This is a genomic window from Paraburkholderia sp. GAS32, assembly GCF_050434225.1.
GTDB lineage: Bacteria > Pseudomonadota > Gammaproteobacteria > Burkholderiales > Burkholderiaceae > Paraburkholderia > Paraburkholderia madseniana.
Genome location: NZ_JBNPVS010000012.1, coordinates 161,775 through 187,488, shown reverse-complemented (window position 1 = coordinate 187,488; position 25,714 = coordinate 161,775). Strand labels below are relative to the sequence as shown.

At 61.4% G+C, this 25,714-nt stretch carries 18 protein-coding genes; 9 read left to right on the top strand and 9 right to left on the bottom strand.

Annotated elements, in window-relative coordinates:
• Positions 1 to 145 precede the first annotated feature (145 nt).
• The gene (locus P3T25_RS17260) at positions 146 to 766 is read left to right on the top strand and encodes a putative colanic acid biosynthesis acetyltransferase (RefSeq protein WP_408306575.1); all 621 of its coding nucleotides are present in this window, start codon (positions 146 to 148) and stop codon (positions 764 to 766) included.
• A gap of 229 nt (positions 767 to 995) precedes the next feature.
• Positions 996 to 2,738, top strand: coding sequence for an FAD-dependent oxidoreductase (locus P3T25_RS17255; RefSeq protein WP_429358487.1), 1,743 nt, complete (start codon positions 996 to 998; stop codon positions 2,736 to 2,738).
• Positions 2,739 to 2,787: 49 nt separating this feature from the next.
• Here the strand turns inward: P3T25_RS17255 and P3T25_RS17250 are convergent, their stop codons facing one another.
• Both P3T25_RS17250 and P3T25_RS17245 read right to left on the bottom strand, forming a co-directional pair.
• On the bottom strand, positions 2,788 to 4,005 hold the full coding sequence (locus P3T25_RS17250) for a glycosyltransferase (protein WP_429358486.1): 1,218 nt from the start codon (positions 4,003 to 4,005) through the stop codon (positions 2,788 to 2,790).
• Entirely contained in the window at positions 4,002 to 5,495 is a 1,494-nt protein-coding gene (locus P3T25_RS17245; protein ID WP_154559506.1) for an O-antigen ligase family protein, read from the bottom strand. The genes P3T25_RS17250 and P3T25_RS17245 overlap by 4 nt, the downstream gene beginning before the upstream one ends.
• Positions 5,496 to 5,777: 282 nt before the next feature.
• On the opposite strand from P3T25_RS17245, the gene P3T25_RS17240 reads away from it, so the two are divergent.
• Positions 5,778 to 6,932, top strand: a complete 1,155-nt coding sequence (locus tag P3T25_RS17240) for an acyltransferase family protein (RefSeq protein WP_429358485.1) — start codon at positions 5,778 to 5,780, stop codon at positions 6,930 to 6,932.
• A 72-nt stretch (positions 6,933 to 7,004) separates the two neighbouring features.
• On the opposite strand, the gene P3T25_RS17235 is transcribed toward P3T25_RS17240, so the two are convergent.
• The gene (locus P3T25_RS17235; protein ID WP_429358484.1) at positions 7,005 to 8,195 is read right to left on the bottom strand and encodes a glycosyltransferase; all 1,191 of its coding nucleotides are present in this window, start codon (positions 8,193 to 8,195) and stop codon (positions 7,005 to 7,007) included.
• A 349-nt stretch (positions 8,196 to 8,544) separates the two neighbouring features.
• On the opposite strand from P3T25_RS17235, the gene P3T25_RS17230 reads away from it, so the two are divergent.
• Both P3T25_RS17230 and P3T25_RS17225 read left to right on the top strand, forming a co-directional pair.
• Positions 8,545 to 9,798, top strand: a complete 1,254-nt coding sequence (locus tag P3T25_RS17230) for an oligosaccharide flippase family protein (protein WP_429358483.1) — start codon at positions 8,545 to 8,547, stop codon at positions 9,796 to 9,798.
• Positions 9,798 to 10,877 (top strand): glycosyltransferase, encoded by a 1,080-nt coding sequence (locus P3T25_RS17225; protein WP_429358504.1) that lies wholly within the window; start codon positions 9,798 to 9,800, stop codon positions 10,875 to 10,877. Before P3T25_RS17230 ends, P3T25_RS17225 begins: the two co-directional genes overlap by 1 nt.
• A gap of 48 nt (positions 10,878 to 10,925) precedes the next feature.
• Here P3T25_RS17225 and P3T25_RS17220 read toward each other — a convergent pair whose 3' ends face one another.
• From P3T25_RS17220 to P3T25_RS17210, 3 genes are all read right to left on the bottom strand, one after another.
• On the bottom strand, positions 10,926 to 11,753 hold the full coding sequence (locus tag P3T25_RS17220; protein WP_429358482.1) for a hypothetical protein: 828 nt from the start codon (positions 11,751 to 11,753) through the stop codon (positions 10,926 to 10,928).
• Positions 11,754 to 12,010: 257 nt separating this feature from the next.
• Positions 12,011 to 12,598 carry a hypothetical protein gene (locus P3T25_RS17215; RefSeq protein ID WP_429358481.1) on the bottom strand — a complete coding sequence of 196 codons (588 nt, stop codon included), beginning with the start codon at positions 12,596 to 12,598 and terminating at the stop codon, positions 12,011 to 12,013.
• Positions 12,599 to 12,884: 286 nt separating this feature from the next.
• On the bottom strand, positions 12,885 to 16,472 hold the full coding sequence (locus tag P3T25_RS17210) for an indolepyruvate ferredoxin oxidoreductase family protein (RefSeq protein ID WP_429358480.1): 3,588 nt from the start codon (positions 16,470 to 16,472) through the stop codon (positions 12,885 to 12,887).
• A gap of 98 nt (positions 16,473 to 16,570) precedes the next feature.
• On the opposite strand from P3T25_RS17210, the gene P3T25_RS17205 reads away from it, so the two are divergent.
• Together P3T25_RS17205 and P3T25_RS17200 are read left to right on the top strand one after the other, a co-directional pair.
• Positions 16,571 to 17,476 (top strand): LysR family transcriptional regulator, encoded by a 906-nt coding sequence (locus P3T25_RS17205; protein WP_154559499.1) that lies wholly within the window; start codon positions 16,571 to 16,573, stop codon positions 17,474 to 17,476.
• Between the two features lie 229 nt (positions 17,477 to 17,705).
• Positions 17,706 to 19,592, top strand: a complete 1,887-nt coding sequence (locus P3T25_RS17200) for an alpha/beta fold hydrolase (protein WP_429358479.1) — start codon at positions 17,706 to 17,708, stop codon at positions 19,590 to 19,592.
• Between the two features lie 16 nt (positions 19,593 to 19,608).
• Here P3T25_RS17200 and P3T25_RS17195 read toward each other — a convergent pair whose 3' ends face one another.
• A complete protein-coding gene (locus P3T25_RS17195) occupies positions 19,609 to 20,130 on the bottom strand; it encodes a phosphatase PAP2 family protein (protein WP_266260685.1) in 522 nt (173 codons plus the stop codon).
• A 792-nt stretch (positions 20,131 to 20,922) separates the two neighbouring features.
• Here P3T25_RS17195 and P3T25_RS17190 point away from each other — a divergent pair.
• Entirely contained in the window at positions 20,923 to 22,368 is a 1,446-nt protein-coding gene (locus tag P3T25_RS17190; protein WP_429358478.1) for a sigma 54-interacting transcriptional regulator, read from the top strand.
• 5 nt (positions 22,369 to 22,373) lie between these two features.
• On the opposite strand, the gene P3T25_RS17185 is transcribed toward P3T25_RS17190, so the two are convergent.
• Positions 22,374 to 23,834, bottom strand: a complete 1,461-nt coding sequence (locus P3T25_RS17185; RefSeq protein WP_429358503.1) for a mannose-1-phosphate guanylyltransferase/mannose-6-phosphate isomerase — start codon at positions 23,832 to 23,834, stop codon at positions 22,374 to 22,376.
• Positions 23,835 to 24,596: 762 nt separating this feature from the next.
• Here P3T25_RS17185 and P3T25_RS17180 point away from each other — a divergent pair.
• Complete coding sequence (locus P3T25_RS17180) at positions 24,597 to 25,406, top strand: Crp/Fnr family transcriptional regulator (protein ID WP_154559477.1); 810 nt, start codon at positions 24,597 to 24,599, stop codon at positions 25,404 to 25,406.
• Between the two features lie 35 nt (positions 25,407 to 25,441).
• Here the strand turns inward: P3T25_RS17180 and P3T25_RS17175 are convergent, their stop codons facing one another.
• Positions 25,442 to 25,699 (bottom strand): hypothetical protein, encoded by a 258-nt coding sequence (locus tag P3T25_RS17175; protein WP_429358477.1) that lies wholly within the window; start codon positions 25,697 to 25,699, stop codon positions 25,442 to 25,444.
• Positions 25,700 to 25,714 lie beyond the last annotated feature (15 nt).

Sequence of the window (25,714 nt, the reverse complement as noted above, 5' to 3'; positions counted from 1 at the left end):
CGCTATCGTGCGCCAACCAGTACGCGTGCAGCCGCCAAAACGCTTGCTCGTACGGCCATGAAGCCGGCTTCAGTAAGGAGTCGAAACATAATGTGAGTGTGACGCAGGGGTATGTCGATTCCCGTTCGTGGTCTGGAGAAATCTGATGGGTAACGCCGCCGACGATCCGCAGATCGGGCGTATGCCGGAAGTCGAAGGCGTTCGCGAGGATGGCCGTGTCATCGATCTCAGTCTGGCTGGAAAGGGAAACTATCGCGCGAAGCGCGGTGCCCTGATCGAGCTCATCTGGTTTGTTGTTGAAGCCTGCGTGATCAACAACAAGCTGCTGCCGCTCTCGTCGGTCAGGGTTGCGTTGTTACGCCTGTTCGGCGCGAAGATCGGCACGGGTTGCCGCTTCGTGCATCCATTGCGCGTGAAATCGCCGTGGAACCTGGAGGTGGGGGATAACTGCTGGTTCGGCGTCGACGTCTGGATCTACAACCAGGCGCTGATCCGCATCGGCTCGAATGTCTGCATTTCCCAAGGGACGTTCCTCAGTGCCGGCTCTCACGATATGAGCACCACGATGGATCTGCGCGTCGCGCCGATCGTCATCGAGGACGGTGTCTGGATCACGTCGAAATGCGTTGTGCAGATGGGTGTGACGATCGGCCGGTCCGCCGTGGTGACGCCGTTGTCCGTCGTGCATCGTTCGCTCGATCCAGAGGGCGTGTATGGCGGCAATCCATGTCGTTTTATCCGGAACCGTTTCGATTCCGTGACCTGAAGCACAGAGAGAGAACCGCAGCGTTTATACGCTGAGGAGGCCAGGTCGTTGACAAGCCGGAATGTCGGCGACCGCAACCGGATTGTCGATCGATGCGCTTGATCGACACCTGCGGCGACGCCGATGATGCGTTCGGCAACGACGTGTGCGTGGTTTGCTTGCCAGCCCCGGTTGGATGAGTAGCCGGATTGACGCACTCAGATATGCATGAAGAAGATGGGGAGTAGGGATGTTCATCGATACTCGCACTGTTGAACACAACACGGTCATTGAAACGACGGTCTGCATCATTGGCGGAGGGGTCGCCGGGATTACGCTTGCGCTGGAGATGTCGAGGGCCGGGGTCGACACCTGCATGCTCGAAAGCGGGGGCTTTGGGCCGGATGACGAAACCCGCGACCTCTATCGCGGCGAGAACGCCGGGCTTCCCTATTCATTTGCGGACGGCTCGCGCAGCCGTTATTTCGGCGGCAGCAGCAACTGCTGGGGCGGCTGGTGCCGCCCGCTCGATCCGTGGGACTTCGACAAACGCGACTGGATCCCGCACAGCGGCTGGCCGTTCGGTCTCGACGAACTGGCGCCGTATTACGCGCGTACGCATGAACTGCTGAAGCTCGGCCCGCAGAATTTCGACCCTGCCTACTGGGAGCGCGAGATCGGGCGCCATGACGTGCGCCGCATACCGCTTGCGACCGGCGACATGCGCGATACCGTCGCGCAATTCAGCCCTCCTGTGCGTTTCGGTAAGGCCTATCGCGACGAGCTGTCGCGTTCGGCGCGGGTGCGCGTGTTTCTGCATGCGAATGTGCAGAATATCGACGCCGATGCTGAGGGCACGTCTGTTGCGCGGCTTCAGGTGGCGACCATCAGTGGACGCAAAATGACGGTGACCGCGAGGATTTTCGTGCTCGCCACGGGCGGCATCGAGAATGCGCGGCTTCTACTCGCTTCGAACAACGTGCAGGCGGCGGGACTCGGCAATGCCAACGATCTGGTGGGCCGTTACTTCATGGATCATCCGCGGATGATGTCCGGCAAAGTGCGTTTTCGTCCGGGCAACGCGCGCAATAAGCTGTATGACATCAAGTATCACTATCAGAATGCCGCGGTGTCCGCGCACGGCACGAAGATCTCCTCACAGTTCGCGCCGAAGCAAGAGTTGATGGAGCGCGAGAAGCTGCTGAACTCGCGCGTGTGGCTCTATTCGCGCTGGTACGGTGAAGGAACGGCAGGGTCCGAGGCGCTGATCCACTGCAAGGAAGCGCTGTTGCAGAAGGACCAGCCGGGCCGCAGCCTGAAAACCGATGTCGCGACGATGATCGCGCATCCGCTGCACACCGTGGGCTACGGTTTGACGCGGCTGTTGCAATGGCCCGCGTTGATCACCGACGTGACCTTGCAGGCGATCGTCGAAGCGGTGCCCGACCCCGATAGCCGGGTCACATTGTCGGCCGATAAACGCGACCGGTTCGGCATGCCGCGCGTGAAGGTGGAGTGGCGTCTGGGCGAACAGGTGCAACGCACCTTCGACAAAACCTTCGCGTTGCTCGCGCAGGAGTTGCAGATGGCGGGCATCGCGGACGTGGAACTCGACGCGCCGCTCGAAGGCCGTAGCTGGCCGGCGAAGCTGGAGGGCACGTGGCATCACATGGGCACCACGCGCATGCACGATTCGCCACGTGAAGGCGTGGTCGATCGCGATTGCAAGGTGCATGGGATGAGCAATTTTTATGTGGCGGGCAGCTCGGTCTTTCCAACCGTCGGCGCCAACTTTCCGACCATCACGATCGCCGCGCTTGCGCTACGTCTTGCGGGTCATCTGGTGCGGCAACTCGATGTCCCGGATATCGTCGGCGATACGCGGGGCGACGCCGCCAACAGTTCCCTGATGTCGGTCCAGACGCAGCAGCCTCAAGTCGAAACCCTGCCGATCGCAGCCTCGACCTTGACGCCGTTGATGAAGGAGCAGTGAAGAACAGCCGGTGACAGTGCGCGCCTCGCGGCGCGCCGTTATTCCAACGTCACCGGCTCGGTTGAGTCGTGGCTTCGCGCAGCGTGGTGAGCGTGTTTTCGCGCGTTTCGCCGATGCTGCCTTTCGTTTCCAGCAGCGCGGTCAACGCGCTGACCATGGTTTCGACCCGGAAGCGTGCTTCGAAAGTGCGAGTTGCCTGAGCGCGCATGGCGGCGCGTGCGGTGTCGTCGAGCTCGAGCCAGCGCACGAGATTCTTTTCCGTACCGTCTACTGTGTCGGCAGCCACCATCCCCGCGCCGTCCGCTTCGATCTCGCGCCACACGTTGACCTTGTCGGAGATCAGCGCCGGCAGTCCGCAGCCGAGCGCTTCGGCAACCGCTACGCCGAAGTTCTCCTGATGCGAGGGCAGAACGAACACGTCGCTTGCATGGAACGCGCCCCACTTGAGATCACCTTGCAGCATGCCCGGCAGGCTGAGGCGGTGCGCGATGCCGGCCGCCTGAGCCTGGGCGCGCAAGCTGGCCACCCAGCCGGTCTCGTCGGGACCCGCAATCATGAGATGCAGCGACGGGTCGCGGCCGGCGATACGCGCAAACGCATCGATCAGCAGATCACAGCCTTTCTTCGCGTGCACGCGGCCGAGAAACAGCACGATGCGTTTGCCGCGCAAGCCGGGCACGGCTTGCAGGAACGCTTCGCGCAGAGGCTCTATGTCGAGCGGCGGCACGGTCGCGCCGTACGGCACGATCCGCTCATGCGCCCGGTACAGCCAGAACGATTGACGGGCGCGCGCACGTTCTTCCTCCGTCGTAAAGATGACGGCGCGTGCATCGCGCAGTACCCGGTATTCGGCCCACGGCCAGTACAACCACTTCTTCAGATGCTTGAGCGGGTAAGCCTGTTTGAACCAGGGGTCGAGCATGCCATGTACGTACACGTAGTAGGGCACGTCGCTTTGGCGCAGCGCTTTCCATGCCGCGAAGCCGTGGTACTGCCACAAGCCGTGCACGATGACCGCGTCGAAGCGCTTCGCGTTGCCGGCGAGCCACGGCGCGAGTGGCGCGCTGTAGCTATAGCGGCTGTTGACGGGGCCGAATGCGTGGACCGGAAACGGAAAGGACGCGAGGTAGGCGTCGCCGGGCGCATCGCAGGTGGCCACTTCGATTTCGTGCCCGGCGTCCTGCATCGCCGCGCCGCTGCGGCGAACGCCTTCAACCGGGCCGCCCGCGCGGGGATCGACGCTTGCAAGCAAATGGAGAATTTTCATCGGACGATATTCCGTCGATTGGCGTTTTGCGTCGACGTGGGGCGCGACACGAGGGCGCCGAACTGGCCGGCGCCGGGTGCGGTGCTTGCCGCGTGCGAGATGCCGAGGGTCGTCGCGAGATCCGCGCGACCCATGCCGGGCTGGATCCTGCCGGGCAATTCAGGCATGGCGGCTGGGTGCAAATGCGGGGGCGTAGCTGGGCGTTTCATCCGCGCTGGCAGTGCGCGCTGCAATCGCGCGTGCGTGGCGATCATCAGGCCGAGGGCAACGCCGAATATCAGTCCGGAGAAACGCGGCCCGAGCGGATTGCCACCGATCGACGTAGCCGGCAGCGCGGCGAACAGCATGATGGCGCGGCCTAATACCGGAAGCATGGGCGCGTCGGGAACCACCACGCGCCAGTAGCGGTACGAGAAAAAGCAGATTGCCAGCGCGGCCAGGGTCGCCAAAGGCATGGCGATGCCGAACAGCAGTCCGCCCGCGAAGAGCTGATAGACCCAGAAATTATGGCCCGCCGGCCATTCGTTGATCGCGTAGAAGTCTTTCTCGCTGATCTGGCCGGCAAGGTCCGGCAGGTAAACGGGGGAATAACGGTAGTAGTGCCCGTAGCCTTCGCCGAACAGCAGCGTTTCCGGCGACGCCGTCACCTGGTCGTACTGATCGCGCATCTCGGCGAGACGGGTGATCGTGGTTGGATCCTTGCCGGTGACGGTTTCCTCGGACGCGAAAATGCGCTGCGTCCAGTGTTCGGTGACGGTCGGGAAAGTGACTGCCACTATGCCTACCACGCCGGCCAGTACCGCGCCGGTCATTACGCTGCGGGCGGCCGTACGCCAAACAAGCTGGATCGACGGTGCGCTCAGTGCCATCGCGAACAGGAACAGGAAGACCGTGCCGATCATCAAACTGCGCGTCACGCTCAGCAACTCGACGATCACGCTGACCGCGAACACCGCGATGGTGAAAAACGAAAAGCGTCTGGCGACGACGAATTCGTGCAGTAGCACGGCTTGTAGCCCCAGCAACGTCACGGAGATGATACGAAAGCGCGCATCTTCGAGGTCGCCGCTCGTGGCGAGGCCATAGGCGAAGGTGAACAGGAGACAGATCACGTTGGAAACGAACAGGGCTTTCTCGAACTGCGAGATTCTGTATTCGCTCCACGGACGGCAGGCCACGAGGTAGCCCAGCAGAAACAGCACGAACGGTAGGAGAACGCGCAGATAGTTGCCGGTGTCGTTATCCTGAACAAACTGGGCGACGATGCTGCCGAGCACGCACAGCAGCACGCTGAAGGTGATCACCGAGCGCAGCCGCGAGCCGTTGTGAAAGCGCGGCGCGATCAGCGCGAGAGCGAGTCCCGCGGCGATCACGGGGATGACGAAAACGAACTGGATAAAGTGGCCTACGTTGGCGTCGGGCGCTTTATAGTCCAGTGCAAGCGGTAACAGAAATAACCATATCCAGAGCGTCGCATACTGATGGCGCATTGCTGATCCCTCCCCGTGCTGTCGATCCGCCGTTGGTCTATAGCGGACGGTCTCGCATCGGGTCATTGTGCGGGAATATCCCCATGTGGCCGTTCCACCTGGCCAGTTTCGTCGCCCATTGCCTGGGTTCTGGCGACAGTGGCAAGGGCGGTCCCTGCAAGACGCGCGCACACTTGCTGATGTTGTCGGCCAATGCCTTGATGTTGGCGCGCGCGCACGCGTGCCGCCACCGAAGATGCAAAAAGGGACACGCGCCCAAGAATGGTGACAGGGGAGAACAACATGAAATTATTCGGCGGGGCGAAATCCGTAACAGCCGGGCGGGCCATCGAGCTGGATTTCGTGCGCGGCATCGCCATTATCATGGTGATGGGCTTTCACTTTCATGTCGTTCAGACCGGCAACATCCTGATTGAGATCATCGAGTACCCCCTGAAGAATTTCGGGCGGGAAGGCGTCAACCTGTTCTTTACGCTGAGCGGATTTCTGGTTGGCGGCCTGCTGCTTCGACAGTACGCCGAATCAGGTAATGTCGACGCGAAGCGCTTTATCGTCCGGCGGATTTTCCGCATCTGGCCTGCGTATTACGTGCTGATCGCGTTTCATGTGCTGGCCGGTCGCCATCCGTGGAATACGTTTCTGGTGCAGAACCTGACCCACCTGCAGAACTATCTGGGCACCTCGATTACCCAGACCTGGAGCCTCGCGGTCGAAGAACACTTTTATCTCGTCCTGCCGGCGCTGCTGTTGCTGTTTGCGCGCTGGCGCCTTGGCGCATGGACGATTGTCGGCGTGCTCACCGGAATCTGCGCGGTGGTGTTCACCGCGCGCTGCTTCGCGGTGGCGAGCGGCAACCTGGAAGGGGCATTCGCGTACACGCAATATCGCATCGACAGTTTGCTGGTCGGCGTGATTCTGTCCGCGATCTACTGGATGAAACCGGGCGTCTATCATCAGATCGCAAAGCGCAAATGGCTGCTGGTCGCCAGCATCGTGATTCTGTGTGCGTGGCTCGCCCTTGCGACGAAACACATCGCGCTTGACGAAAGCATCGGCTATACGATTCAGGCGCTCGGTTTTGCCGCGCTGATCGTGTTCGTGCTGGAGTATTCGGGATCGTTCAAGACGTCGTGGGTGTATCGCGGGATTGCCTGGATCGGCCTCTATTCGTATGGCATTTACCTGTGGCATTCGCTTGCGCTCGCTCCGGGCGACATGCTGATTCGCAAAGCGACTGCCATGGGTCTCGCGCCGAGCGTAATCTGGATCGTGGCGCTTACCGCGCAGTTTGCTTTCGCGATTGCGATTGGCTATGTGACCACGCGCGCGATCGAGTATCCGTTCCTGCTGATGCGCAACGCGCTGTTCCCGGCAAAGCGCAACAGCTCGGTGCGCGAGGAAGTGCCTGTTGCCGGCGGCCAGGCTGCCGCGCGATGACATAGCGCATCGCGCCAGACTCTCCGAGTCTCTACCGAGGTGAGGGTGTGTCGAAGAAGGCGTGTTGCCGGATCAGGCCATCTGCTGCAGCAAGGTCTGCTTGAATTGCCCGAGCGTATGCCGTGACAGCAGGTCTTCGCGTGCCGCCGGAACGGCCTCGGGCTCGTGCGGCCACGAGGTCATGGTCTCGGTGATCGCCTTGCCGATCGAGGCGGAGCTCAGGTCCTTCAGAATCGGTCCCAGTTCGCAGCGCCGGCTGAACCAGCCGATCAGTCCATCTTCCGTTGCAATCACGGGCTTGCCGAAGCGGTACGCCTGCACGAGCACGCCGCTCATGCCGTAGTGTCCCTTGTAGCCTAGCCAGACTGCGTCGCAGGCGGAGAACAGATCGCGCTCGACGTCGTTCGCAATGAACGAGTCGAGCACCAGTGGCGCAGGCGTGAGGTTGCGCACATGATTGCGCATGAAATGGCGCGTGCCCGCATCCTGCTCGCCCGCGACGATCAGCGTGGGCGCATGCTCCAGACGCGTCAACGCGTGGACCAGTTCGTAGATGCCCTTGCGTTCGGTGATCGAGCCGTACACCAGCAGATAACGCTGCGCGGGGTTCAGTCCGAGACGCTCACGGGCCAGCACTGGATTTTCCGCGTGCTCGTCTGGAAACGGGTCCGCGACATAGGCGACGGCCGCGCTGTTTTTCGAGGCGTTGTGCGCGGACCATTCCGGCAGAGTCGGGTCGATCGTCAGCAGTGTGCGCAGCCCGACGGAGCGGATTGCACGCTTGAAAAGCAGCGCCTTGACCGCATTCACAATCGGTCGGTCGGGCGACTTGATGCCGACCTTGTGATGATGGAAGGTCGAGCGCATCGTGATGCCGATCCAGGGTGTCTTGCGAAAAGGCGAACCGAGAAACGGCAACGCGTAGAGGAAGTAATCCACATAGGGCACAACCACCAGCCTGATCGGCTGCGCGTGGCTGACGATGCGATGCACGCGCTTGAAATAGCGGTGAAAGCGCGAATACTGGTTCGATTGGCGCAACAGCCCGCGGGGCCGCTCCTCGGGGTCGACGAAGGCGATCTGCAGATCCGCGCGGTTCGCGGCGACGATCTGTCTGGCGAGCCGATGGTCTTCGTTGGCGGATTCCGTTGCGAGGATGCAGGGATAGCCGGCTTCCGTGCAGGCCTGCATGGTCCATTCGACATAACGCCAGCGGTGGCCGGTGAGGTTGGGTTCCACAATCAGGACGTAGTCTTGTTCCATCGATGCAGTGGTCTTCAGTGGTCGAATGCGTTGTGGAAAAGCACCCTTGCGCCGGCTGTCTGAGGCGCTAGCTGAACAACGTTAGCATCGGCGGCGTCAGTGAATCCGTCTATTTGACCCGTTCTGTGGGTAAACGTACTAGAGCGCAATGGCTTCGGCTGAACTGACCTAGCTGATGGCGGTTGTTGCCGATTGTCTCGCTGTAAGGTCGTATATGGGATTCGATGAAAAAACTCGCCAGCTTGCTGGTGCAATCTAACAATTTATGCGCCGGCGGCGTTTCGCAGCGATGCATTGAATCGCTGCTTATGGCCGAGTCAACGGCGCTCCGATTCGACGGAGAAACAGCTTGCGGGCGATCAGGCTTCCGGCGCTCTCGATAGCGGCCAGCTTCGGCACGAGCGCGGCGACATGGGTGCTATTGCAGCAGTTCGCCGTGCGTGGGCTCGTAGCCATCAAATTTCTTGCGATTGGCCGGATGCTCGGGCCGGCGGCGATCGGCAGCGTGAGCGTGGCCTTGCTCGCGGTGGCGATTGCCGAGGCGTTGTCGGACACGGGTCTCGCGCAGGCGGTCATTCAAGGCGAACATCCACCGTCGCGTACGCAACTCGGCGCGGTGTGGACGACGCTGACCGCGCGCGGCGTGCTCATCTCGCTGCTGCTGGTCGCGCTTGCACCATTGCTGAGCAATCAGTTTCATCTGAACGGTTCACTGGTGCTGATTCAGCTTGCCGCGTTGCTGCCTCTGTTACGCGGTCTCGCATCGCCCACTTACTACCTCGTGCAGCGCGAGCGGCGCTTCCAGCATATTGCCGGCGTCGAGGTCGGGGCGGCATTTGTCGATTGTTCGGTCGGACTGGGGCTCGCGTATTTCGGCGCCGGTGCGGCCTCGGTGCTGCTCGGCCTCGTGGCCGGCGAGAGCCTGAAAAGCATCCTGACCTGGGCGACGATGAAACCGCGTCCGCCGATGCGCGCCGTGTGGTCGGGCATTGGTCACTACGTCGGCTTCAGTCGCTGGATCTGGGCGAGCAGTGTGATCAACCTGCTGCTCAACCAATTCGACAAGGTCGTGGTCGGCAAACTGCTCGGCCCGGCGCAACTGGGTGGCTATCAGATGTCGTCGCGGCTCGCGCAGATGCTGCTCGCCGACGCCGCCATCGCGATGTCGCAATACCTCTTTCCCACCTTCGCGGCACGTCATCGCCGGAGTCCGCAGGCCGCATCGCGGCTGATCAAGATTTATCTGCTCGTGATCGCGATCGGGCTCGCGGGGTTCGTCGCGGTGCTGAGGCTGATCGCCGAGCCGCTCTTCTCGCTGATTCTCGGCGCGGCCTGGTTGCCTGCGGTGCCGCTGTTCAGAATTCTGGTGATCAATATGGCGATCGGCGCGTTGATTGCCGTGCTGGTCGCTTATCTGCGCGCGGTGGGTGACGCGAAGGCGACGGTGCATGCGTCGCTGATTCAGGTTGTCGTGCTGCTGGCGAGCGTGCCTGCGGCGGTTCATTGGTGGGGCGTGACGGGTATTGCCTGGTCCATGACCCTTGGCCTTGGCTGCGCCGCGGCGTGGATGCTGTTCAGAACGTTGACTGCAAGGACTTCATGATGCGCGTCTTACATCTGGTTCTGGCGCCGCGTTTGTCGGGCGCCGAAGTCCTCGCCAAGGACCTCGCTATCGATCAAAGCGCCGAAGGCATGGCCGTGTGTGTGGCCTCGCTGTTGCCCGTGCACGCCGAATTCCTGCCCTTGCAGGACGAACTGCAGCGGCACGGTGTGCAGTGCTGGTTTCCTTCGCGGCGCAGGCGCGTCGCGGGCAAACTGTCGAATCTGTTCTTCACGGTGCGGCGATTTCAACCGGACGTGATTTTCGCGCACGCCACGATTCCTTCGTTTTATGCGCGCGCGTTGCCAATACGGGTGCCGGTCGTCTACGTCATGCATTCGGCCGCCAACGATTTCGAGCGGCCGCTGTTCCGGCGCGTCGAGCACATCCTGTCCGGACGTGCCCGGGTCGTGATCAGCGTATCGCAACAAGGCATGACCGATTACGTGCAGGCCATCGGACCGCATCCTTCGATGACCGTGGTGCCCAACGGGGTCGACCTCGGCCGCTTCACGTTCACCGACGGCGCCGGGTATAGTGGCCGGGCGCCCCAGGTCGTGCAGATCGGGCGGTATGCGTCGGTGAAGAATCAGCTTCTGACGGTGCGTGCCTTCGGCCAGGTGCTCGAGCAGGTGACGGACGCGCGCCTCGTGCTGTACGGCGTGGTCGAAGATCCGGATTATCAGCGCACCGTCATTGGCCTCGTGCAGGAGTTGGGCCTCGCGCACCGCGTCGTGGTGGCGGGTCCGCGCACCGATGTGGCGAGCGTGCTGTCGGAGTCGAACGTGTTTGTCATGCCCTCGCGTTCCGAGGCGCACAGCGTGGCGTTTCTTGAGGCGTTGGCTTCCGGTATCCCGATCGTCGCGAGCAGGATTCCGTCGTTTGCCTTCGCGAACGGCTTTCCCGGTGTGCAACTGGTCGATACGGACGATGTGCCGTGCTATGCGGATGCCGTGGTCGCGGCGCTAGGGCAGGCGCGGGCGCAACGCTCGCTTGCCGGTCTGACGCTTAGCGATACGGCGGCTCGCTATCGGGCGATTGCGCATCAGGTCAGTAGCCATCTCGCCGTGCCGGCCCGTTAGTTCTTCGGCTGGACCCTGCCTATGGCTTGCGCCGGGACAACCTGACGTTCAATGGTGGCTGATGGCGGAGCTGCGGTCGTCGGATGTCGTCTCGGGTGCGGGCGTCGACGGCCACGCGCTCGCCAGTTCGGACTCGCGCATCGCGAGGGTCAGCAGGCGCTGGGCTTCCTTGCTGCTCGAATCGACCTGCAGCGCATCGCCGGCTTTGTGCCAGACGCACGCCCATCGTGCGACATAGCCGCAACCTCGCGCCACGCTCAAAAGAGCGTCCCGCTCTTGTTCACGCGCGGTCACGGTGTCGCGCATGTGCAGTGCGTCGGGGTTGTCCGGCTGGGCCGCGATGGCTGCCGCCAGGCGCGCTTTCGTCGCCGACAGATTGTTCTGCTGCAGATTGGCGCGGGCGGACCTGATCTGCTTCGAGGCGTCTACGCCAGCTTTGACGGGCGGGTTGTAGGTCTGGCCGCCCGGGTTGTGCTTCGCCTCGGCCGATGCCGTCATCATGCGCCGCGGAGCCGGCGGCGGCGCAACCGGTGCCGGGACAGGAAGCGATCGCACGGGCACGGGCTTCACGGGCCGTTGAGCAACGAAGACCGGCGCGGACCCCTGAGCGAGGGCAAGCGGCGGTTTCACGTTCTGGGTCTTCACTTTGCCGGACACCGCGATAGGGGTGCCGTCGTCCGAGTCGTTGCTGTGAATGAAGCCAAGGTACACGGCGGACGCGACAACCAGCATCGAGACGCCGAGCACGACGGGCTGGCGCAGTTTGTGCACGACGGGGGCGGCGACCGGTGTCTCGCTGGTGACGGAATACGGATCGGTTAGCTCTCGCGAAGACGGGCGCCAGATTCGCGGCGTCATCAGCCGGGTCACTAGCATCGGCTGGGTATCGCCCAGCGGCATTTTCAAGGGGGAAGGCAGCGGTCGGCGCGTGCCGGGCGAATCGACTGGACGCGCGCCGCACTCGGCGCACGGCGTAAAGCGACCTGCTAGCGACGCACCGCAGTGCTCGCATTGGGGGTAATCATGCTGATCGGAAGTAAAGTCGCTAAGCATTGCCGTTTCGCAAACGGGCGTCGAATGCCGGCGCCACAATCAGGAAGAACCAGGCACGGCAGCGAGGCTTGCAATCGGGATTACTGTGCGACGACGTAACCCCGCGCTTGCATGCATGCGCCATACGCGGCCCAATACTGTGTCATTGGCGGCTCGGGCGCCGGCAGCGGCGGCAGCTTCACGCCGGATGCAGCAGCCGTCTGTGCCGCGCCGGCTGCTGCCGTCCCCGAGGCGCCGTTATCCGCGCTGGTTGCCGATGCCGGCGTGGCGGCCGCGGTCGTCGCGGTTGCCGTGGTCGAACTTGCTGTCTTTGTCGCTGCAGCGGTCGTTGCCGTGCTCACGCCGGCTCCGCTTGCGGCTGGTGCGGCTGCGGCGACGGGCATGCTTGCGCCAGGCGGGGTCGCTGAAAAACTGCTGGAGGGCAAGGGTGGCCGCGACGGGGCCCCCGTCGACGACGTTTTGGTTGCCGCAGGTTTGCGCGGTGGAAGCTGCGATTCGTGCGCGATGTTGATCTTGGTCTGCTTGTTGGCAGTGGCGTAGCACATCGCGGTGTCGATGCTGCGCTGATAAGCGCTTTGACTTCGGATGGGATAGATGAGCGGCTGCCATGCGAAAGCAGCACTGCTAAACACCGATAGCGTCAATGCCGTATATGTTCTGATTCTCATCGCAGTCGCTCCCGCAGCGATGTTTCGCCGTTCGCCGGCAATCGCGCTTCGCGGTATGTTCTCGTGGCTGCTGATTTTGCCGCTGAACGGCGGCTCACTGCCGCGAAGGCTGCTTTCTTGAGCCTAACACCGGGCACTGTCGACACAAGGCGCCTTATAGCGTACGAAAACGCCATCCTGCAGTCGAATCAAGACACTCCGGCGTGAAAGGGCGGCAAACGCGGCGAAAATCCAAGGGAATTCCCTGAACGCCGCGTGCCGCCACGCTGACTGAGTGACCAGGTTGTCAGATTGCCTTTCTCACCGGTTGGAAATCCGCCTGGTCAGCCGCGTTGCGATATTCCGCCAGCCATTTGTCGTGTTTCGTCGCAGCAGCTAAGACGTTGCGCTCCTTGACGTGACCGAAACCGCGAATCTCGTCGGGGAGATTGGCAAGCCGCATCGCGACGTCCAGACGGTTGTTGTCCAGCGTGCGACAGAACTCGTCGATCAAGGCGATGTACTGATCGATCAGGGCGCGTTCACCGCGCCGCTCGGCGGTCTTGCCGAACACGTCGAACGCACCGCCGCGCAGGAATTTGAGCTTCGCGAGCACGCGGAACATCGGGAGTGTCCATTGCCCGAAGCGTTGCTTTTTCAGGTGACCGTGTTCGTCGCGTTTCGCCAGCAAGGGCGGTGCGAGGTAAAAGCCGAGCTTGTAGTCGCGGCCAGGTTCGCCTTCGAACTGCGCCCGCAGTTTGTCGAAGTACGCCGGGTCGGCATAGAGACGCGCAACCTCGTACTCGTCCTTGTAGGTCATCAGCTTGGCCAGATTGCGCGCGACCACTGGCGTGAGGCGTAGCTTCGCGCCCGCGGCGAGCGTGGTTTCCTTGGCTCGCATCTGTTCGATTACCGCTCGATAACGCGCGGCATACTGCTCATTCTGGTAGAGGCCCAGCAGTTCGACGTTACGCTCGATGAGCCGTTCAAGCGATTCCGGCATGTGTACAACGATTGCCTGTTGCTGATTGGTACGCGGCGCGAATGCATCGGCCGCTGCCTCGCCATGCTGCGCGACAAAGCGGCCCCATTCGAACGCGAGGCGATTCTTGTCGACCGCGACCCCATTCAGTTCGATGGCACGGTCGAGGCTTTCATAGCTGACCGGCAACCAGCCGCGTTGCCATGCGAAACCCAGCAGCAGCGGATTCGCGTACAACGTGTCGCCAAGCAACGCGAGCGCGAGGCGATTGGCATCGATAAAGTCGCAGTCCTCGCCGATGCTGTCGCGCAGGTCGCCTTGGATCTGATCGCCGGGAAAGGCCCACTGCGGATCGCGCACGAATTGCGCGGTCGGCGTTGCGCCGCTATTGATCGCCGCTTTGGTGACACCGCGTTGCGTGCGCGCCAGCACTTCGGCGGACGCTGACACGATCGCGTCGCAGCCCAGAATCAGGCGCGCTTCACCGGTCGCAATGCGGGTTGCGTGCAATTCGTGCGGCGTTGCCGCGATCTGTACGTGGCTCAGTACAGCGCCGCCTTTTTGCGCGAGGCCCGCCATGTCGAGCACGCTGACGCCTTTGTTCTCGAGATGCGCTGCCATGCCGAGCAGGCCGCCGATCGTCACGACACCGGTGCCGCCGACACCCGTTACGAGCACGCCATAAGGTTTTGCAAGACCTGCGATCTCTGGGCGCGGCAGTGCGGTGAAGTCCGGAAGCGCGGTCCCACTGGCCGTCTTTGCCGGCTTCTTCAATTGCGCCCCTTCAGCGGTGACGAAGCTCGGGCAAAAGCCGTTCACGCACGAGAAGTCCTTGTTGCACGACGACTGATTGATCTTGCGCTTGGTACCTTGCGGCGTTTGCAGCGGTTCGACAGACAGGCAATTCGATTTCACCGAGCAGTCGCCACAGCCTTCGCAGACCGCATCGTTAATGAACGCCCGCTTGGCCGGATCCGGATAGGTGCCGCGCTTGCGGCGCCGGCGCTTTTCGGTCGCACAGGTCTGGTCGTAGATCAGGACCGTGGTGCCCGCAACTTCGCGCAACTCGCGTTGCAGACGATCGAGCTCGTCGCGGTGATACACCTTCACGCCTTCCGGCAAGCGTACGCCCGTAGCGTATTTTTCAGGTTGGTCGGTGACGACGAGCACTTGCTTCGCGCCTTCGGTCGTCACCTGGAACGCGATCTGCGGCACGGTCAGCACGCCGTCGATGGGCTGGCCGCCGGTCATCGCGACCGCATCGTTATAAAGAATCTTGTAGGTGATGTTCGCACCGGCCGCGATCGAGGCGCGGATCGCCAGCAAACCCGAGTGAAAGTAAGTACCGTCGCCCAGATTCGCGAACACGTGACGTTCGTTGGTGAAGTGCATCTGGCCGGTCCACGCCACCCCTTCGCCGCCCATCTGGCTGAAGGTTTCCGTGTTGCGGTCCATCCAAATGGTCATGTAGTGACAGCCGATGCCGGCCAGCGCGCGTGAGCCTTCGGGGACGCGCGTCGACGTATTGTGCGGGCACCCCGAGCAGAACCACGGTTGCCGTTCGGTGACGGTGCGCGGCGTGGCGGCGTCGCGTTCCTTCGCTTCGATGATGGCGATGCGTGCTTCGATCCGGGCGCGTACGTCCGCAGGCAAATCGGCTTTCGCGAGACGCCGCGCGATCGCCTTCGCGATCAGCGCCGGCGACAGTTCGTATTGCATCGGCAACAGCGCCTGACCGCGCGGGACCGACCACTCGCCGCCGGCGTCATCGCGTTGATCGAACTTGCCGAATACCTTCGGGCGCACGTCGTCGCGCCAGTTGTAAAGCTCTTCCTTCAGTGCGTATTCGAGGATCTGGCGTTTCTCTTCGACCACCAGAATCTCGTCGAGTCCCGTTGCAAAATCGCGCGCGTTCTGCGCATCGAGCGGCCACACGCAACCGACCTTGAGCACGCGAATGCCGATCCGTGCGCAGGTGTCGTCGTCGAGCGACAGGTCTGCCAGCGCTTGACGCACGTCGAGATAGGCTTTGCCCGCGGTCATGATGCCCAGACGCGGCGTCGGGCTGTCGATCACCACGCGGTTCAGCTTGTTCGCGCGCACATAGGCGAGCGCCGCATACCACTTGTGGTTGAGCAGACGCGCTTCTTGCGCGAGCGGCGGATCGGGCCAGCGGATGTTCAGCCCACCTTCGGGCATTTCGAAGTCATCCGGCAACACGATTTGTAAGCGGTCCGGATCGATGTCGATCGACGCGCTGGCCTCAACGACGTCCGTCACGCATTTCATCGCGACCCACAGACCGGAATAGCGGCTCATGGCCCAGCCGTGCAGGCCATAGTCGAGATATTCCTGCACGCTCGCCGGATAGAGCACCGGAATGCCGCTCGCGACGAACATGTGCTCGGACTGGTGGGCAACGGTCGACGACTTCGCCGCGTGATCGTCGCCCGCCAGCACCAACACGCCGCCATGCGGATCGGTGCCTGCCGAGTTGGCATGCTTGAAGACGTCGCCGGTGCGATCGACACCCGGTCCCTTGCCGTACCACATGCCGAATACGCCATCGACTTTCGCGTCGGGCCACAGGTTGAGTTGCTGCGTGCCCCACACCGCGGTGGCGGCGAGGTCCTCGTTAACCCCAGGCTGGAACACGACGTCGTGTTCCTTCAGATGCTTCTTCGCTTTCCACAATGCCTGGTCGAACGCCCCGAGCGGCGAGCCGCGATAGCCCGATACGTAACCCGCCGTGTTCAGTCCCGCGCGACGGTCCCGTTCTTTCTGCAGCATCGGCAAGCGGACCAGCGCCTGAGTGCCGCTCATGTAAACGCGGCCTTTCTCAAGCGTGTATTTGTCGTCGAGTGAAACGGTGGCAAGCGCGTCGTGCAGCGGGGGCGATAGGGGGGCGTTCATAGGCGGCGTCTCCGGGAGCTTTATTGTCCTGGCGAGTATAGGAAGCCGAATTCCCATCGTAAAATCACAAATACCGAACCCTGCTATGCGAAAAACACATGTCAAAAGACGTCACTTTGCGGCAGATGCGTTACTTCGTTGCGGCCGCGCAAAACGGGCAGTTTTCGATGGCGGCGGCGACCGAACACGTGTCGCAATCCGCGATTACCAATGCGGTACTTGCCCTGGAGGAGACGCTGGGAACCCGGCTTTTCGAACGCCTTCCACAGGGTGTCGCGCTGACGCCGGATGGGCAGGACTTTCTCAATCACGCGCGTCACATCCTCGATTCCGTGCGTGACGCGATCTACAAGGCGCCGTTTCGCTCACACGACCTTAAGGGCACGGTGCGTATTGCTGCCTCGTACACCTTGCTCGGTTATTTCCTGCCGGAACTGTTAGGGCGGTTTCGCGCGACCTACCCGCACGTCGAACTGGATCTGCGCGACGCCGATCGTCCCGAGATCGAGCAGGCCGTACTCGACGGCGACATCGATCTGGGCGTGGCGTTGCTGTCGAATGTGGATCATCTCAAGCGGTTTCAGCATCACGTGCTGATTCGTTCACGGCGTCAGTTGTGGACCGCGCCGACGCATCCGCTGGCACAGGTGAACTCGCCGTCGCTCGCGGATATTGCAGCGTATCCGTATATCCTCATCACCGTCGACGAGAGCGAACGAGCGACGCTGCGTTACTGGAAAGAAAACGGCGTCGAGCCGAATATCGCATTTCGCACGAGTTCAATGGAGGCGTTGCGCGGACTGGTGGCGCATGGCTTCGGCGTGACGATCCTGTCGGACATGGTGTTTCGGCCCTGGTCGCTGGAAGGCAAGCGGATCGATGCCCGGCCGATTCTCAATGCGATCCCGCAGATGGATGCGGGGATGTTGTGGCGCAAGGGCGCGACGCTGGATGCGCCGGCTTTGGCGTTCCAGCAGTTTCTGATCCATGCGTGCGGCAGCTAGATATCGGCGCATTAGTTCTGAGTGGCCACATCGGTAGCGTCGGCCTGTAGCAGCGGGTGCCGGGACAGGAGGCGATCGCTCGGGCGCCGGATCGTGTGTGTGAGAGCGCACTTAACTTTGGCGGGGAACGGCGCTTACTGGGCGCGTTAGTACTGTCTGAGGTAACGAGCATGCCATTCGGTAATCCAACCCTGACGCGAGACGTTAACCGCTACCAGCGCTTAGAACAATGAAACCTGTCATTTTCAATGGGCATTTTGGCTGGCTGCATCCGGCCGACGGTAACAAGGGTGTGGTGCTTTGTAACCCCTTCGGGCACGAGGCAATGTGGCTGCATCAAGCGCTGCGCGAACTCGCGCAGCGTCTGGCCGCACGCGGCGTTCCGGTTTTGCGTTTCGATTATCGGGGGACAGGCGATTCCATTGATGGCGAAGGTCTGGTGTGTCCCACCGATTGGGCGGACGAAGTTATCGAGGCAATCGACTATTTGAGGAGCATCACCGGCATAGAGAGGGTTTCCCTCGCGGGGTTTCGCTTGGGCGCAACGGTCGCTGCATGGGCGGCGCGCAAGCGCGAAATCGAATCGATCGCCATGCTCGCGCCGGTTCGGTCGACGCGTCTTTTTTGGCGCGAAATGAACATCCTGAATCAGACCTGGAAACAGACCGCAGGTGTTGGCGCAGACCATGAGAAGACGCAGCCTGGGGCGCGGGACATCCTGGGCCATAGGGTCAGTGCGCAGGCGCTTGAAACAATCGGCGACCTCGACCTGTGCAATGAGCCACAGGTACCCGCGCAGCGGATCCTGATCGCTCACAGCGGCCAGCGCGACGGCAGTCACCAGCTCAGTGCCCACTATGAACGCAACGGCGCCTGCGTGGAGTCTGTAGCCTTCGAGAACTACACACAGGTACTCCAGACCGCATGGCTGACCGAACTCCCGGAATCACTGTTGAACAGGGTGGCGGACTGGCTGTCGGAGGGGGGTGAGCGGTGCGTCCGGGCGCCGGCAGTGTCGGTTGACGCGAGCCCGGTTCTCGTCAGCACGTCCGCCATGGAATACCCGGTGCACGTGGCGCGCGGGCGTGTTTTCTGCATCCTGTGTGAACCTGCCATGCGGCGCACAGCGCGTGAGCACACGCCCGTGCTTCTAATCGCCAATACGGCCGCCACGCATCACGTCGGCGACGGACGTTTTGGTGTGGAGCTCGGACGGGAACTCGCGAAGCGCGGTTTCGCGTCGCTGCGAATCGACGCCGAAGGGCTTGGCGACAGTTGTTCTGCGGCACACACCGGCGGTCCTGGCCAAACGGTTCTCGATGCGATGGGGGGGGATCTGTCCCGCGCGGCGGATTGGCTTGCCGGACGCGGTTACCGAGACGTCGTAGTTTTCGGCATCTGCGCGGGGGCATACGCGGCGCTGCAGGCGACGAGACTGAACCGCGCGGTGCGTGGACTCATTATGGTCAATCCGGTCGCCTTTGTCCTGCCGGACGGATGCACGATGCAAGGCGCGGCCGAGCGTAGGCCGGGGTCGCCGCGAGTCTATCTGCGCTCCATGATGCGCGCCGGGAAGTGGCTCGAGGTGATCCGCGGCCACGCGCGGCTTGGACCCGCCCTGCGCACGATGTGGCGACACGCAATTGCGTATGTACAGGACATGGTGGCGGCCTGGAGTGGCGAAGTGCTGTGCCCGGCGACGGAAAGCCACGAGGTCCGCAAACTGTTTCAGCGACTGGACGCGGACGGTGTTCACATTCGTCTGCTCTTTAGCCCGCGGGACCATAGCCTCGGCGAACTTCATATGCACTTTGGTGTGAATGGTCGCCGTTTGAAAAAGCTCTCGCGTGCGCATGCACTCATTGTTCGCACCATGGATCATGAGGTGCTGAGTCGAATTGCACGGGAAGATGTGATAGCCGTATGTGAGGAGCTGCTACGCGCAGTATTCCATAGCGCCGCCACAGACGACAAAGTCTCCCCTGCAACGAAAGCGGTCGGCGCCGCAGTTGCATCGCGCCCAGCTCATGCCGGCATCGGCGCTGGAAAAAATAGAAGCGCGAGTCGCGAATCGGACGTCCCGGCAAGTTCTCCCCGGGCCAAAAACTCGGCATGACGCGACACAGTTCTGTCTAGCGCGGTTCAACCGCTTGCGCTTTGCTCCATTGCGTCACTTCGGACGCGTTGCTGTCGAGCCAGCTGGAAACGGGCACGACCTTACCGTGACAAATCACGATGAGCGCCATAGCGACCGCGGCGAACGGCGTGGAGTCGTGCATCGAGAATTTCCCGACTGAAAAGGTGCGGACACGTGACTGAGCCATCAGGCTGCATGTCATGCCGGCGATAAGCGTGCCGAGCAGCCACCCGGTCACGACTTCGGCGGTTGAATGCAAGCCCATGAGGACCCGCGATACGCCGATCGCTAATGCGCAAGCGAGGCCGAAAAGATAAGCCAGCGCAATAGTGCGTGGTTTCGCCTGAGTCGCGCAGAGGCCAAAAGTCGTTGGATAGACCGCGCTGGCCAGCATGGAATGACCGCTGATGACCGCAAAGTTCAGCGCGGGTATTTCGACCCCCCAGGCTGCGTGGGCAATCCGGCTTGCTGCGACGGCCAATACTCCCACACTAAAACAGCACGTCCAGGCAAGCAATGGTCGCCACGCCCGCGTCGCTGCAAGCCACAGCATGACGACACCCGCGAGGAGCGACGTCAGGTAAGGATCGCCGAAGTTGGTGACATAAGATAGCAGCCGCACAGTAACTCCTTATGTCAGACAGATCATTTGTCTAGTTAGAAACTAATTGCGCGATTTCGTGCGACCTGGCGCAATGGCATTCCGCGCAATCCGGCGCTACGCAAGCGGGTAAATGCTGCGCTCAGCGGCCACACTACCCAGAGCGTTCGCGCCTGTCACACGCCGTTCAATTTTTTTCCATATAACATGGCTGCGTGACTCGCAACGCGCGGCACGCAACCCACAGGGACCGACCCGCTATGTCGACTCGCTCGGTGCGCCTGGTCATCATCGCAGCGCTGCCAACTGCATATCGCGATCTCCAGTGCGACCCCGGCGTTTCCTGTTGATTGATTAGGAATGCGGTGATTCGCGCCCAGTTGGTCAGGCGCACGGCGCCAATAAGAGCGATAGTTTGGCGGATGTTGATGCGCATAATGGACAACCCTAAGTGGCGTGAAAAAGGTGTAATTCGTCTTATTTTATTAAAGCTTCCTACGGAGTCTGGAAGCTGCGTGTTTTGTCTGATAGTTAGCACCTGAGTTGGTGACGTACAACCTACCCGACCAGTCGACAAGAATTGCTGTTGCGTGGAAGTCGATTTTATTTACGGATCCGCATACGACAATTTCAACAATCCGCATACCAAATGGGGTGATAGTCCTGGCAGTCCTGGGTAAAGGATCATCAACAGGAAAAGGTTCCGATTTGGACAACCAATCTTATCGATCGTTAGTTTATGTGTCCCGTTCACCCGAGCGGAGTCTGTGCGACAAACTCGGACAACGTGGCTGGGAGGTTGCGCCGCTGAGATCCGGTCGGGCGGCAAGGGCTTATCTCGCCGCGCACCATCCAACCGTAGGCGTGTTCGATTTCGCGAGCGGCTTCTCGTCACGCGAACTTGCCAGTTTCCAATCTTGCTTCGCCACGGGGGGGATAGGCTGGGTCGGCATCCTCGCCGTGCCTCAGCTAACGAACGAACTTCAGCGCAGTGTGATCCGGCGGTATTTCTCACGGTTTGTCACCGTTCCTTATGAGCTCGACAGCCTTGTCGATACCATTGGGCATGAGCATGGCATGATGGTACTCAGCACGGAACCAGATCCGCTCACGGTTGACAATGAAATGGTCGGTACCTGTCGTACGATGAAAGAGCTGTTTCGCGCCATAACCAAAGTTGCGAACAGCGACGCACCCGTGCTGATTTCCGGCGAGTCGGGCACGGGTAAGGAATTGACGGCCGTGGCCATCCACAAGCGTTCGGTGCGGCGCAATGGCCCCTTGGTAGCAATCAATTGCGGGGCGCTTCCCTATCATCTCGTGCAATCCGAGTTGTTCGGGTATGAACGCGGAGCCTTCACGGGTGCGTTCCAACGTAAAATTGGCCGCATCGAGGCTGCGCACGGCGGCACGCTGTTCCTCGACGAGATCAGTGATTTGCCGTTCGAAAGTCAGTCTATCGTGCTGCGTTTTCTGCAGGACAGGAAGATTCAGCGGCTCGGTAGTACGGAGTCCATCGATGTGGACGTGCGGATCATTTCCGCAACTAATGTCGCGCTCGAAAAGGCCGTCGCCGAGCAAACGTTTCGCGAAGATCTCTATCACCGGCTGTGTGTGTTGCGCATAGCGGAGCCACCGCTCAGGGAGCGTGGCGAGGACATCGAGGTACTCGCATATCACATACTGGAAAAATACCGCGCCGACGCCGCTCATCGGATCCGCGGATTCTCCGGTGAAGCGATTAAGGCGATGTACGCGCATAGCTGGCCCGGTAATGTTCGCGAGCTCGTGAACCGCATCCGTCGTGCGATCGTGATGTCGGATAGGCGCGTGCTTGGCCCGGCCGAGCTGGAACTGCACTATCTGTTGAGCGAAGGCGACAACACGCTGACCCAGGTGCGCGAAGCCGCGGAACGAAATGCCATTGCAGCGGCCCTGCGTCGTCATCGCGGCCGGTCACTTCACGCAGCACGCGAGCTCGACATCTCGCGTGCGACACTCTACCGGCTAATGGCGAACCACGACGGCCGTGCGCATCGGGACGGCATTGCCGCTTCCACGCGATGCCCGGATGTCCCCGCCGCATGCGACGCGGAACAGGAAGCGTGGGAGGATCGCTACGCCAAAGTGGGCAACACCCGGCGCAAAGATTGAGCGCGTCAGGAATGCATGCGTCCATAGTTGTCCTCGAACCTGACAATGTCATCTTCGCCCAGATACGTACCGGACTGCACCTCGATCATCTCAAGCGCTGTCTTTTCCGGGTTGCTCAGGCGATGCACCGTGCCGAGCGGAATATAGGTAGACTGATTTTCACTCAGCAGGAAGGTCTTTTCGCCGCACGTCACCTGCGCTGTCCCGCGAACGACAACCCAATGCTCTGCCCGGTGGTGATGCATCTGCAGCGACAGGCTGCCGCCCGGCTTGACGACGATACGCTTCACCTGAAAGCGATCGCCCGAGTCCAGCGAATCGTAAAAACCCCACGGCCTATGCACCATGCGATGGTGATCCGCTTCTGAACCGTGCTCAGCACGAATACGTGACACGACGGACTTGATCTGCTGGGCGCTCTGCTTGTCCGCGACGAGGATCGCATCCGCTGTTTCGACGACTACTACGCCGTTCAAACCAACGCACGCAATGAGACGACCTTGGGAGTGCGCAAAGGTGTTGACGGTGTCTTCGAAGATGACCCGGCCGCGCGCCACGTTTCCACTCGGATCCTTCGGCATCATCTGCCAGACGGCATCCCATGAGCCGACATCGGACCACGACGAATCCATCGGCACAACAACGCCGCAGGTGCCCTTACATTCGCCGAGTCGTTCCATGACACCGTAATCGATCGATTCGTCAGGACAACCGTCGAAGTCTCTCGCAGCGAGATGCACGAACTTGCCGACCAGTGAACGGTTGCGGTGTGCGGCCTCGCAGGCGGCGTAAATCGCCGGGTGCAGCTCATGGATAACCGATAGCCAGACCGAAGCCCGGACAACGAAGATGCCGCTGTTCCACCAATATTCGCCGGACCGAACGTACTGCTCCGCAAGCTCACGGTGTGGTTTTTCGACGAACCGGTCGATGACGAAGCCGTCATCGCTTCCCAACGGCACGCCTACCCGAATGTATCCGTAGCCCGGCTCGGCGTGGCGGGGCACGATGCCGATGGCGACGACGGCGCCGTCGGCGGCATAGTGCGCGGCGCGCGACACGGCGCCCTGGAATGCGGGTGCGTCGGGGACAACGTGATCTGCAGGCATCACAACGAGCACGGCATCCTTGTCCCCGGCGACCGCCTCCAGCGCCGCCGCAGTGAGCGCAGGCGCTGTGTTGTGTGCTGACGGTTCAAGCAGAATGCGAGACGGTTTGCCGCACTCGCCTAGCTGTTCCGCACTGATGTGGCAATGATTCTCGCCACACACTAAAAGCAGGGTGCTGGAAACCGGCCACAACGTTTCAAGGCCATCAAGGCGTCGTGCGGTCGTGGCCAGCAGGGACTCCTCTCCAATCAGCTCGATGAGTTCTTTCGGATATTGCTCGCGGGAGAGGGGCCACAGTCGCGTGCCGGCCCCGCCCGCCAGAATCACCGGCTGGATCGATAGTCGCTCGTCAGTCATGGACGTGAACTGCAGCAGTTTCGATTGAGGCGCAAATGCGATAGTCATCCGGCGGCTCCGTTTTAGGTGGGCAAGCCTTCGTCATTGCGAAGGGTCTCGCCCTGATTCAGACAACGAAGTGGTAACGGGGACACCATATGTCGGTAACAAGAGCCTCTCTGTGCGGATTCGAACTTAACGGTTTGCGACGTGGTTATGTAATACGCGAAGCATGGTTAGCCACGCTAATCCGCGCGTCGTTTAAAGTGATGATTCGTATGATTAGAAAGAGGAACGCAGGATAGCGAATTAATCATCCAGACGTGATGTCTGGAGTTTAAGCATGGTTCAGAACTGAGACACTTTTGGTTCGAACTCGGGTGTTCGGCGCTGCCCTCTCTCGCGCTCGCGGGGCATATTGCGAACCCTATCTTCCGCCATAGCCCGCAGGGCGTACGTCTATCTCGAAACGCACCGCGTCGCAGCAATTATTGCGCCGCGCCACAGAAATTCGCTGAGCCCGCAAAGTTGTTCAGATATGAGACGGTTCGCGGACCGAATCCGGCGCCCGATCGACATCTATTAATAAAGTCCTTTAAAAACAGTCGTTTGAAACGTATGGCACGCCTCTGGCTAAAGAAGGGATGCCCATGGGGTAATGCCTTCGGGCATTTCTACCGGGCACTTCAGTGGACTATCGCAGTGCAGTAATTTTTAGGCGGTAAACCGTTGCCCTCACACTCTGCATGCCTTTTGGTGTGCTAAGACCGGCAGGAAACGACCATGCTCGACTTTACGAACTATCCATTCGCGAATCACCTGCTAGCCGTCGTACCGGAGCCCGAGATGGCATTGATGGCTCCTCACCTCAAGCTTCAGCGATTACGCGCTGGTGAATTACTCTCGGACTCAGGCGAAACCGTCAAACACGTGTATTTCCCGACTACGGCGATTGTGTCGATGCTCTTTCTGATGGCGGACGGCGCGACTGCGGAGGTGGCCGCTGTCGGTAACGAAGGCGTGATCGGCGTTCCGGTGTTGATGGGCGGCGCGACCATGCCCAACCGTATCGAAGTGCGCAGCGGCGGCTATGCCTACTCCATGAGCGCCCAGATATTCAAGCGCGAGTTCGAGCAGCATGGCCCCGTGCATAAGCTGATGCTGCTTTACATCCAGGCGTTACTCACCCAGATCGCTCAGAATGCGCTTTGCAACAGGCACCATCACATCGTCAAGCAGGTGAGCTCCTGGCTCCTGCTCACCCATGATCGGCTGAAGTCGGACGAACTGGTCGTCACCCAGCAACTGATCGCGACCATGCTCGGCGTCCGTCGCGAGGGCGTGACGGAAGCGGCGGGCAAGCTCCAGGACGCCGGACTCATCAGCATGCGTCGGGGTCACATTACCGTACTCGACCGCGAAGGTCTGGAAGAGCATGCCTGCGAGTGCTATGGGATCGTCAAACGGGAATTCCGCCGGCTGCTGCTCGCTAGTGCGGCAGAGAAAGAAGGGGCCACACCGATTGCCTCGCCACCGCCCGTGTACCGCAGAGACAGGGAGCGCGAACGCCAGGTGGTCTGTAGCGGACGTTGACGTCTGAAAGTCACGTGGCGGGGCAGCACCCAGAGTCAGTTGCCGCTTTTGTCATGATCGCGAGTTCGCAGCACGGCCGCCAGCCAGCGCCACGTCATGCGCTTGCGGAACGGGGCCCGCCGCACGTGCCGACGCACGTCGTCAACCTGCCGTCGGGCCTCGACTTCGTCGTGCGATAGCGCGCGTTCCGTTCGTTCATCGGTGCGCCGCGCCGCCACGCATAACGATACGGCAAAAATTACCGCAACGATTTCGAGTATGGCAAGGATGGTCAAAAGGCGCATGGCGTCCACGAAAAGTCGCGCTGT

Excerpts from the sequence above, each read along its gene's own strand:
- P3T25_RS17260 (WP_408306575.1), top strand. The coding sequence starts at position 146 with ATGGGTAACGCCGCCGACGATCCGCAGATCGGGCGTATGCCGGAAGTC.
- P3T25_RS17255 (WP_429358487.1), top strand. The coding sequence starts at position 996 with ATGTTCATCGATACTCGCACTGTTGAACACAACACGGTCATTGAAACG.
- P3T25_RS17250 (WP_429358486.1), bottom strand. The coding sequence starts at position 4,005 with ATGAAAATTCTCCATTTGCTTGCAAGCGTCGATCCCCGCGCGGGCGGC.
- P3T25_RS17245 (WP_154559506.1), bottom strand. The coding sequence starts at position 5,495 with ATGCGCCATCAGTATGCGACGCTCTGGATATGGTTATTTCTGTTACCG.
- P3T25_RS17240 (WP_429358485.1), top strand. The coding sequence starts at position 5,778 with ATGAAATTATTCGGCGGGGCGAAATCCGTAACAGCCGGGCGGGCCATC.
- P3T25_RS17235 (WP_429358484.1), bottom strand. The coding sequence starts at position 8,195 with ATGGAACAAGACTACGTCCTGATTGTGGAACCCAACCTCACCGGCCAC.
- P3T25_RS17225 (WP_429358504.1), top strand. The coding sequence starts at position 9,798 with ATGCGCGTCTTACATCTGGTTCTGGCGCCGCGTTTGTCGGGCGCCGAA.
- P3T25_RS17220 (WP_429358482.1), bottom strand. The coding sequence starts at position 11,753 with ATGCTAGTGACCCGGCTGATGACGCCGCGAATCTGGCGCCCGTCTTCG.
- P3T25_RS17215 (WP_429358481.1), bottom strand. The coding sequence starts at position 12,598 with ATGAGAATCAGAACATATACGGCATTGACGCTATCGGTGTTTAGCAGT.
- P3T25_RS17210 (WP_429358480.1), bottom strand. The coding sequence starts at position 16,472 with ATGAACGCCCCCCTATCGCCCCCGCTGCACGACGCGCTTGCCACCGTT.
- P3T25_RS17205 (WP_154559499.1), top strand. The coding sequence starts at position 16,571 with ATGTCAAAAGACGTCACTTTGCGGCAGATGCGTTACTTCGTTGCGGCC.
- P3T25_RS17200 (WP_429358479.1), top strand. The coding sequence starts at position 17,706 with ATGAAACCTGTCATTTTCAATGGGCATTTTGGCTGGCTGCATCCGGCC.
- P3T25_RS17185 (WP_429358503.1), bottom strand. The coding sequence starts at position 23,834 with ATGACTGACGAGCGACTATCGATCCAGCCGGTGATTCTGGCGGGCGGG.
- P3T25_RS17180 (WP_154559477.1), top strand. The coding sequence starts at position 24,597 with ATGCTCGACTTTACGAACTATCCATTCGCGAATCACCTGCTAGCCGTC.